Raw genomic sequence first — 16162 nt, forward strand, 5'->3', positions numbered from 1 at the left:
ATATCATGCATTTTAAAATATACATGATATTTTTAAATTGTTCAATATAATTTAATATTTTTAATAATAGTATAATCTTCCATGATAATATAATGTTATTTAGTATTTAGTAGTTTTACTTTATAAAATATCTATTATAGAGTTTTCTTCTATATAGTAGACATGAAGCTGATGAAGTGCCCTGGTACATACAGTATATAGTAAATTTTGCTCATCCCTATTCACATAGTTTTCTCCCCCTGCATCTACAACAATAACTCCATCAAATTCAAGCCCTTTAGATAAATAGGAAGGGATTATTACCACGCCTTTTGAATATTCATCATCATCTTTGTTTATTAGTTTAACTTCTGTTCTATCTTTTAAATACCTATATACTTCAAAGCACTGATTATTATTACGCCCAATTACACCTATTGATTTATATCCTTGAGATTTTAGACTTTCTACATCTTCTAATATTCTATGATGCAATTCACTTTTTTTTACCTTTATAATCTTAGGCTTTTCTCCACTTCTTTGAACCCATTCCCCCTTTACCTCTCCCTCTAATATATTTCTGCAAAAGGAGGTTATCTCTGCAGTAGACCTATAGCTTTTGGTTAAATTAATAATATTAGTATTATTCTCACTAAATATTTTTGCTATATTTTCATACCTTCCTACATTCATATAGAAATTAATAGCTTGACTTAGATCACCTAAGATTGTAATGTTGGCCTTTGGAAATAGTTGTTTTAATATATCATATTGTAATGGTGTGTAATCTTGAGCCTCATCAATGACAATATATTTAATAGTTGAGGTATCTTGAATATCACCAAGGAGTATTTTTAAATATAATATTGGTGGTTGATCTTCATATTTTAACATCCCATTATTTAAAGATTTTAAGGTATTCTTTTTTATATCCAAGATGCTTTTTGGTAGCTCTCTACCATTATTTAAAAGCTTCATACGTTCAATATCCATAAATAAATCCTTATATATATCCAAAAGGTTAAATTCTGTCATATTAAAAATGGATTGTTTTAATGATCTATTTTCTTCTCTTACAGTAGCAGTACTTTTTTCCTTTACCTCTGCCAAATCCATATATTCACCAGTATCATATAGCTCCTCAGTAAGCTTTTTAATGCGCTCTTTTTCTATGGGTTTTAGTAAAAATAAGATTCTCTCTCTTATTTTACTTAGTCTTTTTTTAAGTGGAAATAGTTTATAATCATGATAAAAAAGTTGTTTAAGTTCAGCTGTATCCACAATAACCTTATTTTCATACACAATATCTATAAAATTTGGTTCTTTTTTCTCCAATAACTGTGCATAATTTCTCAATATGTTAATAAAATCCATGGAGCCTTTAAATTTTATACCCTCTATTCTTGTTTCAAACTCTTTGTTTCTTTTACAATTTAAAATATATTCCATCATGGTACTGGTATCTTCCTTAGTCAAAGATAAATTAAGAGCCTTATGCATATAGCCTGTATAAGTAGTCTGATATATATTATCTTCCCCCAAGTCTGGAAGCACTTCTGATATATAATCATTGAAGATTTCATTAGGAGAAAAAATTAAAATATTATTTGAAGTAATTTTATTTCTATGCTTATATAATAAGTAAGCAATTCTATGAAGTGCAATAGAGGTCTTTCCACTACCTGCTGGACCCTGAACTACTAGTACTTTATTTTCTTCATCTCTTATAGCTTTATTTTGTTCCTTCTGTATAGTCGTAACTATAGTTTTCATTTTATTATCTGCACTATTACTTAAAATTTCTTGTAGTATATCATCATCGATTTTTAAATTTGAATCAAACATGTACTGGACTTTCCCATCTACAATTTTGTACTGCCTTTTTAAAGTCAACTCACCTTCAACTACACCCTGAGGACATGTGTACTGAACTTTCCCTAGCTCATAGTCATAATACATGCTCGATATGGGTGCTCTCCAATCATATATTAATAGATCATTAGTTTCATTTATTAGTCCACCCATACCTATATAGATTTTCTCTTCTTCCTCTTCACCCTGCTCAATAAAATCAACTCTTCCGAAATATGGTGTACCCATCATCTTTTCAAGTCTTTCAACTTGAGTTCTAGATAATTCATGCACTCTTTTAACTCTTTTCAATTCATCAATATAGCTCATAAAGGTAACAATATCATTCATTCCTCCAGAAGGTGAAATAACACCTACATCTTCCCACAGATTCTTTTGTTCCTCTATGCTATTTTTTACAAATTGTTGCTTTGAATTTTGCTTTTCATTTAGTTGACTCTTTATCTCTCTACGTACCAGTTCAAGTCTTTCTCCTTCAAATTTTACTTCCTTCTCATTAATACTCATTAAATTCCTCCCTTATCTCTACTAATGTATCTGAATTTTTTATAATATAGACTTATAATTATATATTAAATATCATAAATTATAAGTCTATATTTAATAGAGACAATATGGTATAATTTAAGTATAAGGTAGATATTATTTAGTTAAAAAGAAGGCTAGGAGAAAACACTCCCAACCTTCTTTTTAACTAATTTTCATTCTATTTTATTTCATATGCCTAAAATTCCTATAAATCGTAATAAATCTTAGGTTCACATTTTCTTAGTCGTGTAAAATCTAGAACTCCTCCGTTTATTATCTCCTTTGCATATTCGCTTGAACACTCAAATGGACCACAACATCTACTTATAACATAGTATCTTTTATTCCATTTTGCTATTGGTAAAAAGAACAGGTGAAAATAACTATAATATATTACTAGCTCTGCTGATGTGAAACTACCACAGCTACATATAACATTATTAAAAACTCTAAGCTGACTTTTCTTATCACTTATGCCACCAATAAAAAACATTATTACTCCCCCTATTATTTTTTCTTTATAAATCTATGGCTATTTTCAACCACAACAGCTCTAATTTTTTCTTTTAAGTATGGATTTTCATAAATTGACTCTGAACTAAATTTACATTTATTCATTAAAGCTATAACTGTAATATTTTTATTTCTCCCTATTAGACTTTTTACTGCCCTATCTATCTTTTCGTTAATAACTTGTATTTCTTTGTAATATGAAATTCTATTTAATATATAAAGTCTAAGTTCTGGATATTTCCGAATTACAAACTCATTTATATCTGTATATTTAACTACATTTGCAAATACCAATCTATGTCCCTTAGAAATTATATTTATAATAACCTGATCAATATCAATTTTATATTTCTCAATATCCTTAAAATATATGCCATCATTTGCTATACTATTTTCCATATGTAAGCTCCTTATATCATAATACTCTTTATTATAATATTATATTACAACGTATTGAACAATCCTATACACTATATTTACTATATTTAAATATTATTAAAAAGTATTCCATTATATCTTCGGTAATTTAAGATTATATATAAGTTGTAATTAAGTTTCTACATTATACAAATAGGCTTAAATATAAAATAATATGAAGTTCAATTTAAATAGCTCATAAAAGAAAAGCCTATTTGCATTATGTAGTTTCATTATTACAATCTATATACTATGTAATTCGTTACCCATAACTATATAAATATAATAAAAATACATTCATAATTGATTGATTAAAAAATTTATATTTGTTAAAATAAAGCAGTAAGGCAGAGTAGAATTCTGTGCGTTAAGTGCTGTTTGAACGGGGAGTTGTCAGACGGACGAAAAGATGTCTTGCGGTACAGAATTCGCATCCCGCTGCTACATATCAGAGGTTTACCTCTCTATGTAGCTATAATCGCTTTTAAGGAGGTAAACTTAATGACTAAGTTTTTAAAAACAATTAAAACATCAGCTAATGAGCTAAAAAGTACTTCTGCTTTAACAGTTAGTGCTATGCTTACATCCCTTAATGTAGTTCTTCACTTTTTTACCGTTGTAGTAAGTGATTTTCTACAGATAAGTTTTTCTTTCCTACCACTTGCTTTGACAGGATTTCTATATGGTCCAGTAGTAGGTGGTATTGCAGGTGCCTTAGGAGACATTCTTAAGTACATTATGCGCCCAACAGGAGCATTTTTCCCTGGGTTTACATTTAATGCATTTTTAACTGGTTTCCTATTTGGTTTGTTTCTTTATAAAAAGCCTGTAACATTATCACGAGTTTTTATTGCAAATCTTTGCATTACTGTGATTGTACATTTATTCTTTACACCGCTGTGGCTTTCTATGATGTATGGAAAGGGATTTATTGCCCTATTTTCTGTACGTATTGTAAAAAACATAGTTATGCTCCCCATTGAAACAGCAATGCTATATTCTTTAGCTAAGGTTGTGAGTAAAGTTAAATTGCCTAAACATAGTTATTAATATAGTAAGTATGTTTCCAAACAGCATCTTACAAAAATTAAAGAGTGGATTTCCACTCTTTTTTATATTTTTTACTATTAATTAACTTTTATAATTCTCCATATCCACCCAGTGAAGTAGTCCCTCTCTTTCACCTTCATTGTTTTCTGATAACCTAACAGCTGCAACGATTGGTAACCATCTAAGGATATCACTTTGTGGTTTACTTATTTTTTTACAGTAGGTAGCTAAATATATATCAGCAAACTCTTTAGAATAGAGTGCATAAATCATATAACTTCTGCATATATCAGCTTCTGGACTGCCTGATTTGGCATCCATCCAGTCAATAATTTTCACATCTTTCTCAGATTTTATAAGATTCATAAAATGAAAGTCTCCATGACACAAGCTATTTCCTATTTCCATACTATCTAATAATAGTAGTAGCCTATATTTCTGTCTATTATGTAGGAACTCTGAATTACTTATTGTATGTATGAACTTTTCCTTCATACTTGGAAACCCAATTACCTTTATATCATGAGTTTGAATTTGGAGGTCAATTAAAGTGTCTAAATAAATCTTTAAGTTATCTAAATCCTCAAATATTATATTTTTAAAGGTCACACCATCTATCATATCCATAACAATTGCCATCCTGTTCTCAATCTGAATAACTTCATAGATTTTAGGTACTGGCAATTTAGCACTCTCTGCCATGGAATGAAGAGACGCTTCACAAAAAGCATCTTCTTTAGTACATTGCTCTTTAAATAATTTTACAGCCTTGTCACCTACACAATAAACATCAGCCCGCGCTCCACTGCCAATTAAGTTTGTTAAATCCTCTAAGTTCATAGTTTTACACCTCCTTCATTGTAATATCAAATCTAATGCAGTAAATTTTTATTTTTCAAATATTACTCTACTTTATTATATATAGTTTTTGTAAAATATTATATATAATTGTAGAAAAAAATTAAAGTCACTGTTATTATGACTTTAATAATTTCTATCATATGAATAATTCAAGTCTTTTCTATTATAGTAGCTGAACCCATTATTTATTACTATAATTATATAAAAATAAATATAAGGTATATTCTAAATTGAATATACCTCATACTCTTATATCCACTGCACTTTCAGTGCATTTTTATACACTTGCACATAATTATATGTTATTATTTAAATATCAAATTTACACTATTATATTTTATGTTCTTTGTAAAGAGGTAGCTCTATAATATGAGTTGCCTTTTTACTTTATATAGGGTCAGGTTGTCTATTCTTTAAAACGATTAAATTGAGGAATGAACTAACTATTATGTAAATAACACTAAGTTTTCAATAGCTGATAAAATCTCATATATTTCAGGATACTTAAAAAGTTCACCACTGGATAACATATCTTTCATCTCCCCAATGGTTATCCATTTTATATCACTTACTTCTTCTTTTTGTAAAACAGCCTTTGATAGATCATAATCTTGCTTAATAGCATATACATCCCAAATAGTATCCTTTCGAAATATTCTCCTTATCAGTTTCATATTATTCTTTAAAAGTACTATACCTATTTCTTCTTTCGCTTCACGGATACATCCATTCAAACTATCTTCTCCTGCCACCATGCAACCAGTAGTCATTCCCCATATTCCTGGCAATATCTTTCTATTTTCTGATCTTTTTTGAATTAAAATCTGTGAGTTTCTATTTATTATCCATACTTCGGCAGCTAAATGATAATTTTCCTCTTGAATTATACCACCACGCTCCATAACCGCACCTGTTTTACAGCCTTCATCATTATATATGTCCCATAATTCCATATTGAATCCCCCCACCAAAGATAAATAATCTTTCCTTTTCTTAACGTAATTTATAGAATTCTACTGTATAGCTAAATACACTATAATTTATTTTGAAATTAATTCTCTTGATAAAACTTTTATCATATACTTAATATATTCCATAAATATATTAACATATATATTATTAAACCAAAAACAGCCATAATTCTTTTAACTTTAATGTTTCTTTTAGGTTTTAATAAAAGGTAAACTATAAAACCTATAGGTATAGGTACAATTTTATGATTAACTCCAAAAGCTCCTAAAAAATAATATCCCAAAAGTTTAATAGTCAAATATTCCTCATCTTCAGTTTTATATTCTTCTTTTATAAGAAAAAAAATGGATATAACTATTAAAAAAATTATAATATCCAATAATATACCCTCCTCTATTTAGCTTGATGGCCATATACTAGACTCCCAACACCTTTGAGGAAAATGAGATTATATTCATAGTCATATGGATTACTAAACTTGGTACAATGCTTCCATTGGACATTTTTTCATTCAAATAAAATTGTAGACATCCAACAATTGTTGCGGTAATAATAAAAGTCATTCCAACAATATAATTATCATATACCAATATAAAAAAGATTCCATGAGGAATTCCAAATAGTACACCTTGAGCTAAATTTCCAAATAGGTACCCAAACCTCTTAGCAATGCGTTTTCCTATGAAGCCTCTAAACAATACCTCTTCTGCAAAAGCGGTCTGAAAGATTGCTTTCATTAGTATTATAATAATCATATTAAAACTTATTCCTTGTCCACTTAATTCCTTTGAATAGAGCATGTCCTTTGTAATATATCCCAATTTTTCATATATAATAATTGGTCCTACCATGATTACAATTGCAATAATAAAAATTATTATTGCTCCTTTTATCCAATTCTTATTCTTTGGTGCATACAAGCCTATCCATGTAGAAAAGCCTTCTCTTTTTTTATTGAAAATTAAATAACAAATCCACGGTAGTCCAACAAAAATAGTACATTGTAATAATGTAGACATTAATGCATCTAACATAACTAATCCTCCTTATTAAAAGTATAATTCTTACTATAAGTTATCCATACACAAGGCTGTATTCTCATATATCAATTATACAATACATTTTATGGATCCAATATAATAATATAACATTAACTTCAACTATAACATCTCTATAAAGAATACTAGAATTCATTCATGACCCCATATCTATCATTTTAATCTATGTCCACTTAATCCTGCTTTATAACTTTTTAAAAATAAATTATAAAACTCCTTCAATGCTTGTGAGTTTTCAACTTCTCCCTTTAACCTTAATATTTCTATAGCTGCTTCTATAGTGCATAAATTGCCTTCTTCAGCACCTCTTCTCAAATCATATTGTGACTTAAAATTTGGTTCTAAAGAAATCATAGGTAATGACCTTAAATAACTACTTTTCCTAAATATCTTTCTTGCTTCCTTCCATGTACCATCTATTATAATAAAAGCCTTAGTTTTTTCTGTATTGTGATGAACAACATCCGTTATCATATTTTCTTTATCTTCTACAGGAAATAGTAAATAGGCTTCATACTCAGCACTGTTTAGATATTCTTTTAGCTTTTCGTTAACTTTTTCTCTTTTCCATAGGAAGATCTCTGTTGAGTCTGGATTGGCTAATTTTAATAATCTTGCAGTATTAGAAGGTCTGTAAAATTCCTTTTCCGTAGATAGAATCCAGATTACTGCCTCAGTTTTGATTTTAGATGCTTTAGAACAAATACAATTTATAATAGGTAGCCCACATTGATTGCAACTATCATATAACCTTGTTATTTGTTTTACCTTATAATTTGAATTCATATTTCCTCCTAAAGTTCTTTTGTATAGTTTTATTACTCTATTTATGAATTATACTTTATCTCAAAACTAATTAGTTTGAAAGCATGACTTTTTTCAAATTCTCTTTCTATTTCTTCTTCATCCTAATTATATCTTATAACTGCTTTTATATTCGGCTTTGTTTTAAACGAATATTGATTTTAGAACTACATATTATTGCGAAGCAAACCATTTGCAGGAAGATTAGATTTACTTAGGCTATATGAAAGTGAAAAGCGTTAAGAAATACAACTTGTTCGAGAGAATCGAGTTGTTGTATTTTAGCTTTTTACTTGAATAGAGCCCTAGTAAATCAAGCTTTCGAAACGGTTTGCAAGTAATAATATATAGTTCATTATCAGCACTATATTAAAACAAAGCCTTATATTTTATTATGTATTATAAAGCCCTTATTTGCGATTCATTGACAAAATAATACTTAAGAGTTATTATTTATGTAATCTTCATCTTGTGATAGGAGGAATAACATTGAAAAAATCAATAGCCATTATTATTTTAAGTTCTATGTTGCTTATGACATCCTGTAGTTCTAAAGAAATAAAATTGGAAATTTCAAGACATCCTCAAGCAGCTGATTTGGGTAGAAATGCTTTAGTAAGACTCCCTAGTTACGATCCAAATGCAGATAGCTACTGGCAAATAGATTTAAGAGGATACAACCTTTCAACTTTAGATTTAAGTGGAAGAACACCAGATTTATTATTTTCAGATTTTGATTCAAAAACAACGTGGCCTGAAAAAATGCCAGAGGATTTTAATCCTAATGAGATTATGGAAATAGGTAAAAATCCTGGATTACAAATTAATCAACTTCATGAAAAAGGGATTAATGGTAAAAATATAGGAATTGCTATTATTGATCAAGCATTATTAGTAGATCATAAAGAATATGTGGATAATCTTAAAATGTATGAAGAAGTAAATATAAAAAATAATCCAGCCGCACAGATGCATGGTCCAGCCGTAGCCTCTATTGCTGTAGGGAAAAATGTTGGAGTTGCCCCTAAAGCAGATTTATACTACATTGCAGAAGAACATGGCACGGGGACATCAGATGGTTTTGACTATGACTTTACTTGGATTGCAAAGTGTATTAATAGAATTTTAGAAATAAATAAATCTCTACCAAAGAATAAAAAGATTAGAGTTATATCTATTTCTGTAGGTTGGGATAAAAGTCAAAAAGGATTTAAAGAGGTGAATGAAGCCGTTAAAGAAGCTAATAAGCAAGGTGTTTTTGTAGTATCCTCATCCTTATATGAAACTAATGGATTTTTCTTTCATGGATTAGGAAGATCTCCATTGGCTAATCCAGATGACTTTAATTCCTATGAACCAGGTATTTGGTGGAATAAATATTTTTACGATAATACAATGCTTGAAAAATATAAAAAGCTTGGTATAGATGTAAAAGAAATGTTACTTGTTCCAATGGATTCAAGAGCTACGGCAAGTCCTAATGGTACAGAAGATTATGTATTTTACAGAAGTGCTGGATGGAGCTGGAGTATACCTTATATAGCTGGTATGTACGCTTTAAGTTGCCAAGTAAATCCGGAAATAACTCCAGAGATATTTTGGGAAAAAGCATTAGAAACAGGTGAAACTATAACTATAAGAAAAGATAATAAAACCTATGACCTTGGCAAAATTCTGTCTCCCGTTGATTTAATTGAAGCTATCCGTAAATAAGTGCATAATCCGAAATTAAGTTGATTATGACTTTATGTTGAAGAATTCCATAATAATAAATAATCTTCAGTTGGAGTTTGATATTCATCTTAAGCAAACTCCAACTGAAGATAAGAATCACTTGATACTTTCTATAAAAGTTTTTAAAGCGTCTTCCCAATCTCTCATTTCATCGCCAATTGTACATCTTAACATCATATTGTCTAAGGACGAATAGCTAGGCCTATTCGCTTTCCTTGGGTATTCATCCGTGCTACAAGGTTTTACTTCACATGGTATCTTAGCTAATTCTATAATTTTACATGCAAAATCATACCATGAACATTGTCCATGACCAGAACAGTGGTAGACTCCATATTCCTCTGTAGTAATTAATTTAAAAATATGATGTACTAAATCTTCAACATTAGTTGGACTAACTATTTGGTCATTTACAACTACTAGATTTCCTCTTTCTTTAGCAGTCTTAATTATAGTATATACAAAATTTCTGCCTTTATAATTTCTTGAGGAATTTCTCCTATTTCTGATCTACTCTTATTTATTATATCTATGAGCTGAGAGGCTACTTGTCCTTTTAAGCCTGTTATTATAATTTTCATATTATTCACCTATTAAATAAATGGCTTTGTTTTAAATGTTTATTGATTTTAGAACTATATTAAAAGAAAACCAAATAAATTTATTCATTATAGTCCTTTAGTGCCTCCTTTAATAATTCTATACTCTCTAAAACATTGTTCAAATTCTTCTCATCGTTCATGTTATTTCTTGCATGTAATAGCACCGGTCTTAAAGATTCTACTGAATTTCCAAACTCCTTCATCCACTCATATCTAGGAACCATCCAAAGATGAAAATGATGAGTGGTGTCTTCATTATAAAAATAATAAACCACTTCAATTCCAAGTTTAATTCTTTGTGACTTTCTAATGTCCTGAACTAAATTTATATATTCATTTAACTCCTCTTTAGTTAATTCATCTAAGCAGTACACATGTCTTTTGGATGCTACAATAACTAAGCCTGGAATTGGATAGGCAATATCTTGATGCGCATGAAAATTTTCAGTTTCGACTATTACTCCACCAGTAGACTTAATTAATCCTGAAGTAAGGGCACAACTCAAACATTCGACTTCAACCACTCTTCCATCTGCAAGTGTAATTTTTCTCGCCATTTAATCCTTCACTCCTTTTCTATCTCATATAAAATCCCATTTTTCATTTTTTACAAGCCTTGTCTATGAATTCAATTCATCTCACTATATATCTTACTTAATTATATATTACTCCCTATTTCTATTCTATAAGTTTTATATTAAATATTAAGGCTTTGTTTTAAATGGTTAGAAAAAATATATGGACTATAGTTATGCTTATTTAAATGAAGCACATCTACAGTCCTTTTTAGAATAGGCTTTGTTTTAAATCCTTATTAATACATATCATAATCTATCAATATTTAATAATCATAGCCAATAATACTTTGGGGAAAGTTAAATATATTATACGGGTCATATTTTCTTTTAATTTGTTTTAGTCTATACTTATTTTCTCCATAATAATCCTCTTCATAATCACAAATCTCACTATAAGGAAAATTCACATAAGAACCCTTAGTTATAGCATAAATATATCTAAAACTATCTTCTACCCACCTTGTATTTATAGCTTTAAAGGAATTATCCTCCCATACTGATTGTATACCTAGTATATATCTTGAATCTCTATAGTAAAAGGCTGTGTCATATTTATTCACATCACTTACCTTTCCTCCCAATCCATATAAACTTATTGCAGTATATACGGATCCCCTTGGTCTAGGCTTATTTATAGATTCTATAATTCTGCCTAGCTCATAATCAGAATAGGTCCTTTGAACAAATCGCCCTGTATCTTTAAATTTTTCATATGGGGGATACATTTTTTCAATTTCACTTATTGCCTCTAAGAAAGTTATATACTCTATCTCTATTTGGGCTCCTTCTATATTATAAAAAGGCTCTAGAATTTTCTTAGCTTCTTCCGGATATCCATAGAATATTCCTATTACCAAAATACCAATACCATCTTCAGCTGAATTATATAAACTAGATTTAAGATTTATTCTATCATCAGAAATATGAATCCACTTCTGCCAAACTTTAAGAAACTCTAACTGAATTTCCTTTGGGGTGTCTTCATAATATACTGTCAATAAGCTAACTTTATCTACTTTATTAGGAAGTTTGAAGGTCAAAGAAACAACTACTCCAAAATTGCCTCCACCACCTCCCCTGCATGCCCAAAATAAATCCGAGTTTTTCCTGGAGTTTGCTACTATTAATCTACCAGTATAATCAATTAATTCAAGTTCTATAAGACTATCACATCCTAGTCCAAAATATCTATCTGATAATCCCCATCCTCCCCCTAAGGTATATGGAGCTACTCCTACTGTTGGGCATGTTCCACCAGGGAATGGATATCCTTCCCCTGAAACACAGTTATAAAGTTCTGCATTTTTTACTCCACTTTCGACTTTAACTGTTTTATCATAATGATTTATTTGAATTTGATTCATAGGACTTACATCAATAACTAATACTTTATTTCCTACTGAGAATCCTTCATAATTATGCCCTCTTGATCTTATCCTGATATCAACATCATGAGTTGTAGCCCAATTAATTGCACAGCTCACATCATTGTTATTCTCACAATAAGCAATGGCAAGAGGATATTTTTGTATTGACCTATTCCATTCTTGTCTAGCATATTCATATCTTGGATCATCTGGGGTAATTACTTGTCCACTAAAATTACAAAAACATATATTATTCAAGGCTATCACCCTTTTATTTAATATAAATTATTTATCATTTAATACTTAATACTTAATACTTAATATCTAATATTCAATATTTGAGATATATTACATATTATGTTAAATATAGAGCGATGTTCTTTATTAAAAAGTTTCTCAATTGATTTTTCAATTGTATATTTACGAATTCTAACTTTAAGTTCATAATTAAACATGTATTAAACGCATTTAATAACTAGGAAGAATACCTATGAAGAATAATAGTGCTAGAGAGGAGCTAATTTTAGCTACTATAGACCTAATGATGTTATACTTTATGTAACTATGCTTCCTAGATTCAAAGGATTTTTTTAAAATATACTGGTGTAGATATTATAAACACAAAAGCTCGCAATGAACTTATTACTATGCAGCTTAATCTATTTTTAGGAGAGTAAAAATCATGTATAATAAACTCAATTTACCAGAATATATGAGCAATTCTATTGAGAGAATCATAAGCAATGCACTAAAAACATCTCTTCAAAATCCACAGGAAACAGCCTTTATTATGAAATATATGCTATCTATTAAAAAGGCTAGAAAGTTAAGAGATAAGCATGAAGAAGAAGGTAATCATATACCACCCTTTTTAATCTCAAGTATAACCAGTAGTTGCAATCTATTTTGCAAAGGATGTTATGCAAGAGCTAACAAAAGCTGCAGTGAAAATACACCTCATGCTCAACTATCTAGCGAAAGATGGGCAGAAATTTTTAAAGAAGCTGAAAATCTTGGAATATCCTTTATCCTCCTTGCAGGTGGAGAACCTCTAATGAGAACCGAGGTTATTGAAAAGGCCGCTAAAATAAAAAATATCATCTTTCCCATCTTCACAAACGGAACAATGATTGATAAAAAATACATAAGATTATTTGATAAAAATAGAAACCTTATTCCTGTACTAAGCATAGAAGGAACCGAAGCTCAAACCGATAGTAGACGTGGTATTGGTACCTATAATACACTAAAGAAACTTATGAAACAGCTAAAGGAAAATGGTATTTTTTACGGAACTTCTATCACTGTAACCACTGAAAATATAGGAACAGTTACAAGCAAAGAATTTATTAGCAACTTATATACCAGTGGATGTAAGATTGTATTCTTCATTGAGTATGTACCAGTAGCAGCTACTACAAAATATCTAGCCCCTACCACTAAAGAGCGTGAATTCTTAGAAAGAGAGCAAGAACAACTTCGAAATACCTTTGAACATATGTTATTTCTATCTTTTCCAGGAGATGAAAAATATACTGGAGGTTGTCTTGCCGCTGGACGAGGCTTCTTTCATATCAACTCTAATGGAGGCGCTGAACCCTGTCCTTTCTCCCCCTACTCTGACACTAATCTAAAAAGCTGCTCTTTACTAGAAGCACTACAATCACCACTATTCAAAAAGTTAGCAGAGACAGAAATGCTATTAGGTACCCATGATGGCGGATGCTTACTATTTGAAAAGGAAAGTCAAGTTAAGGAATTATTATAAAAATAAAAGTAGTTTATCTCTAAATTTTATTAATGATGAGATAAACTACCTTATCTTAGTGTTATATACACATTTATATTACTTTAAACTATAGATTCTTTAAATTTCTATATGCTAATGTTAAATTTGTGAATTACATTATTTTTCAAGATTGTAAATCAATTGAGGAATTTTACGTCCTTTTTTAACAAGTGATTCAACTTCTCCAATTTGTACTGCACCCATTTTTGTGTAAAATTCTTTTGCTTGGGGACTTGTTACTATTTCAAATTCTTTTATATTAAAGTTTTTACAGCTCTCAATCATATGGTTCCATAATAATTTACCATATCCTTTTCCTATATATTTAGGTTCAATAAATAGATGTTCTAAAGCTTTCTCATTATCTTCAATTAAGATACTATAGAACCCAATAATATTATTCTCTTCTTCTATAATAAAAGTCGGATTGTTATTTATAAACTCTTCAGTTACATTATATAACTCCTCAAATCTTTCCATGTAATCCTCATCATAACCCCAATAACCCTCAGAATCTATGGCAATCTGTGTTAGAACTTTAAATTCCTTTGATTTAGCCCTTCGTATTGTTACCATTATCCTTAACCTCCACTGGAAAATATTATTTTAGATTAATAATCTTTCTTACCCACTGAACTCCCCCCATTACAAAATCTTTACTTGGATTTGTATCTGGAGTATGTTCAAAAACAAAAATTTTCTCTCTACCACTGGCCAAGAACTTAATTATTTTCTTTACTTTATGTTTACTTCCATCTTGCTCTTGACTTGGATGAACAGGTATCCAAATATAATCATCATCTTTATAGTATATATTATGTAAATGAACTACCTTTATAAAGTCACTCCATTTTTCTATATATTGCAAAATTTTATCCCCTGTAGCAATCATATAATCACCTATGTCTATGCATAGTTTTATATTGTATTTTTTCCAAATATCTATGGGAAAGTTCTGAAGATAATTTATACCTACCCCTGAGCGATTTAGCCCAAGCTTTGGTTCACAAACTAGCTGAATTGAGTATCTCTCTTGTATAGAGTTTAATTTTTTTAATCCCTCTTCAATTAATTTATCTGTATTGCAAGTTACTTCTTCTTTGAAATATGGAAAATGTACTAAAAGATATTCCGCACCTACTGCTGACATTTTCTCTGCTTCTAATTCTAATTGTTTCCATGCATAGCTAGGTTCATATTGAACCTTTTCAATTAAATCGTACTTACTTTCGCCCCGCAATATAGGAGAATGGATTCCAAAAGAAATCTCTTTTCCTTTTTTTATCTCTAAAAATTTATTTAGTGCATCTTCATCTGGAAATTCTCCAATTTCAATATGATCAATGCATTCCCAAAATAATTCCGAATATAGTTTTGGATTTGATAAAATCACACTTCCTGAAGTTCCTAATCTATGTTCCATTTCTTTCTTCTCCCATCATGTTTAATATAACTATTGCTAAGCATTAATTCTATTTTTTCTCTTCTAATTTTATAGGTTCAGGGTATTCTATACCAAAGGTCTCAACCCATACAGTTTTAATTATTTCTGGAACTACAGGCTTATTTATTTCAACTCCTGGAACTCCACTATCCACACTTACAGTTTTAACATTAGCAATTCTCATAAGTTCATCATAGCCATCAATAACTTTTCCAAAAGCTGCATATTTTCCATCAAGTCTTTCCTCATTATTTCCTATGGTAATAAAGAAGGAACTTCCTGAAGCTATAGTTTTTCCATCTCCGCCCATAGCAAGAGTCCATTTACCAAAATCTATATTGTTTTCAAATCCATTCTCTCTAAATTCTCCATCAAGTGAAAAATCGCATCTAGAATCATCAAAATTAGAATAGCTTGGCTGTATAACAAAATCCTTTACTATTCTTTTAATTTCTCTATTATTAAATAATCCACTATTCGCTAAATATATAAAGCTATTAACTGTGTTTGGAGCTTGCTTAGGATATAATCTAAAAATAATCCGCTCTCCATTTTCCATTATAATTACTCCAATGGGATTCTCAACTAACATAT

The 16162-nt window shown here is 29.6% G+C and carries 17 protein-coding genes, 1 pseudogene and 1 riboswitch; of the genes and pseudogenes, 3 read left to right on the forward strand and 15 right to left on the reverse strand.

What is annotated here, in order from left to right; all coding sequences use genetic code 11:
• Positions 1-120: 120 nt before the first annotated feature.
• The 3 genes from helD to ACI48Q_RS17600 all read right to left on the reverse strand — a co-directional run bounded on the left by helD (position 121) and on the right by ACI48Q_RS17600 (position 3291).
• Entirely contained in the window at positions 121-2358 is a 2238-nt protein-coding gene (gene helD, locus ACI48Q_RS17590; RefSeq protein ID WP_474920421.1) for an RNA polymerase recycling motor HelD, read from the reverse strand.
• 226 nt (positions 2359-2584) lie between these two features.
• Complete coding sequence (locus ACI48Q_RS17595) at positions 2585-2872, reverse strand: zinc-ribbon domain-containing protein (protein ID WP_474920422.1); 288 nt, start codon at positions 2870-2872, stop codon at positions 2585-2587.
• Positions 2873-2886: 14 nt separating this feature from the next.
• Entirely contained in the window at positions 2887-3291 is a 405-nt protein-coding gene (locus tag ACI48Q_RS17600; RefSeq protein WP_474920423.1) for a hypothetical protein, read from the reverse strand.
• A 364-nt stretch (positions 3292-3655) separates the two neighbouring features.
• Positions 3656-3752, forward strand: a riboswitch (THF riboswitch).
• Between the two features lie 58 nt (positions 3753-3810).
• On the opposite strand from ACI48Q_RS17600, the gene ACI48Q_RS17605 reads away from it, so the two are divergent.
• Entirely contained in the window at positions 3811-4359 is a 549-nt protein-coding gene (locus tag ACI48Q_RS17605) for a folate family ECF transporter S component (RefSeq protein ID WP_474920424.1), read from the forward strand.
• An 81-nt stretch (positions 4360-4440) separates the two neighbouring features.
• On the opposite strand, the gene ACI48Q_RS17610 is transcribed toward ACI48Q_RS17605, so the two are convergent.
• The 5 genes from ACI48Q_RS17610 to ACI48Q_RS17630 all read right to left on the reverse strand — a co-directional run bounded on the left by ACI48Q_RS17610 (position 4441) and on the right by ACI48Q_RS17630 (position 8036).
• On the reverse strand, positions 4441-5199 hold the full coding sequence (locus ACI48Q_RS17610; RefSeq protein WP_474920425.1) for a phosphotransferase family protein: 759 nt from the start codon (positions 5197-5199) through the stop codon (positions 4441-4443).
• Between the two features lie 467 nt (positions 5200-5666).
• On the reverse strand, positions 5667-6173 hold the full coding sequence (locus ACI48Q_RS17615; RefSeq protein ID WP_474920426.1) for an NUDIX hydrolase: 507 nt from the start codon (positions 6171-6173) through the stop codon (positions 5667-5669).
• Positions 6174-6295: 122 nt separating this feature from the next.
• A complete protein-coding gene (locus tag ACI48Q_RS17620) occupies positions 6296-6571 on the reverse strand; it encodes a hypothetical protein (protein ID WP_474920427.1) in 276 nt (91 codons plus the stop codon).
• A gap of 37 nt (positions 6572-6608) precedes the next feature.
• On the reverse strand, positions 6609-7226 hold the full coding sequence (locus tag ACI48Q_RS17625; protein ID WP_474920428.1) for a lysostaphin resistance A-like protein: 618 nt from the start codon (positions 7224-7226) through the stop codon (positions 6609-6611).
• A gap of 177 nt (positions 7227-7403) precedes the next feature.
• The gene (locus ACI48Q_RS17630) at positions 7404-8036 is read right to left on the reverse strand and encodes a tRNA-uridine aminocarboxypropyltransferase (RefSeq protein ID WP_474920429.1); all 633 of its coding nucleotides are present in this window, start codon (positions 8034-8036) and stop codon (positions 7404-7406) included.
• A gap of 507 nt (positions 8037-8543) precedes the next feature.
• Between ACI48Q_RS17630 and ACI48Q_RS17635 the strand changes: the two genes are divergently transcribed.
• Complete coding sequence (locus ACI48Q_RS17635; RefSeq protein ID WP_474920430.1) at positions 8544-9767, forward strand: S8 family serine peptidase; 1224 nt, start codon at positions 8544-8546, stop codon at positions 9765-9767.
• 117 nt (positions 9768-9884) lie between these two features.
• Here ACI48Q_RS17635 and ACI48Q_RS17640 read toward each other — a convergent pair.
• The 4 genes and pseudogenes from ACI48Q_RS17640 to ACI48Q_RS17655 form a co-directional block, all read right to left on the reverse strand.
• Positions 9885-10268 (reverse strand): annotated as a pseudogene (locus ACI48Q_RS17640) (SDR family oxidoreductase); the annotation flags it as partial.
• Entirely contained in the window at positions 10238-10369 is a 132-nt protein-coding gene (locus ACI48Q_RS17645; RefSeq protein ID WP_474920431.1) for a hypothetical protein, read from the reverse strand. The pseudogene ACI48Q_RS17640 and the gene ACI48Q_RS17645, both read right to left, overlap by 31 nt.
• A gap of 80 nt (positions 10370-10449) precedes the next feature.
• Positions 10450-10947, reverse strand: coding sequence for an HIT family protein (locus ACI48Q_RS17650; protein ID WP_474920432.1), 498 nt, complete (start codon positions 10945-10947; stop codon positions 10450-10452).
• 284 nt (positions 10948-11231) lie between these two features.
• A complete protein-coding gene (locus ACI48Q_RS17655) occupies positions 11232-12593 on the reverse strand; it encodes an FAD-binding oxidoreductase (protein ID WP_474920433.1) in 1362 nt (453 codons plus the stop codon).
• 424 nt (positions 12594-13017) lie between these two features.
• On the opposite strand from ACI48Q_RS17655, the gene ACI48Q_RS17660 reads away from it, so the two are divergent.
• Positions 13018-14103, forward strand: a complete 1086-nt coding sequence (locus tag ACI48Q_RS17660; protein WP_474920434.1) for a radical SAM/SPASM domain-containing protein — start codon at positions 13018-13020, stop codon at positions 14101-14103.
• A 138-nt stretch (positions 14104-14241) separates the two neighbouring features.
• On the opposite strand, the gene ACI48Q_RS17665 is transcribed toward ACI48Q_RS17660, so the two are convergent.
• Genes ACI48Q_RS17665 through ACI48Q_RS17675 form a run of 3 tightly spaced genes read right to left on the reverse strand, consistent with a single transcriptional unit; the run spans position 14242 to position 16160 of the window.
• The gene (locus tag ACI48Q_RS17665; RefSeq protein ID WP_474920435.1) at positions 14242-14700 is read right to left on the reverse strand and encodes a GNAT family N-acetyltransferase; all 459 of its coding nucleotides are present in this window, start codon (positions 14698-14700) and stop codon (positions 14242-14244) included.
• Positions 14701-14725: 25 nt separating this feature from the next.
• Positions 14726-15547, reverse strand: coding sequence for a TIM barrel protein (locus tag ACI48Q_RS17670; RefSeq protein ID WP_474920436.1), 822 nt, complete (start codon positions 15545-15547; stop codon positions 14726-14728).
• A gap of 49 nt (positions 15548-15596) precedes the next feature.
• Positions 15597-16160 (reverse strand): peptidylprolyl isomerase, encoded by a 564-nt coding sequence (locus ACI48Q_RS17675; RefSeq protein WP_474920437.1) that lies wholly within the window; start codon positions 16158-16160, stop codon positions 15597-15599.
• Positions 16161-16162: the final 2 nt, after the last annotated feature.

This window comes from Clostridium sp. LXY-7, from assembly GCF_056172015.1.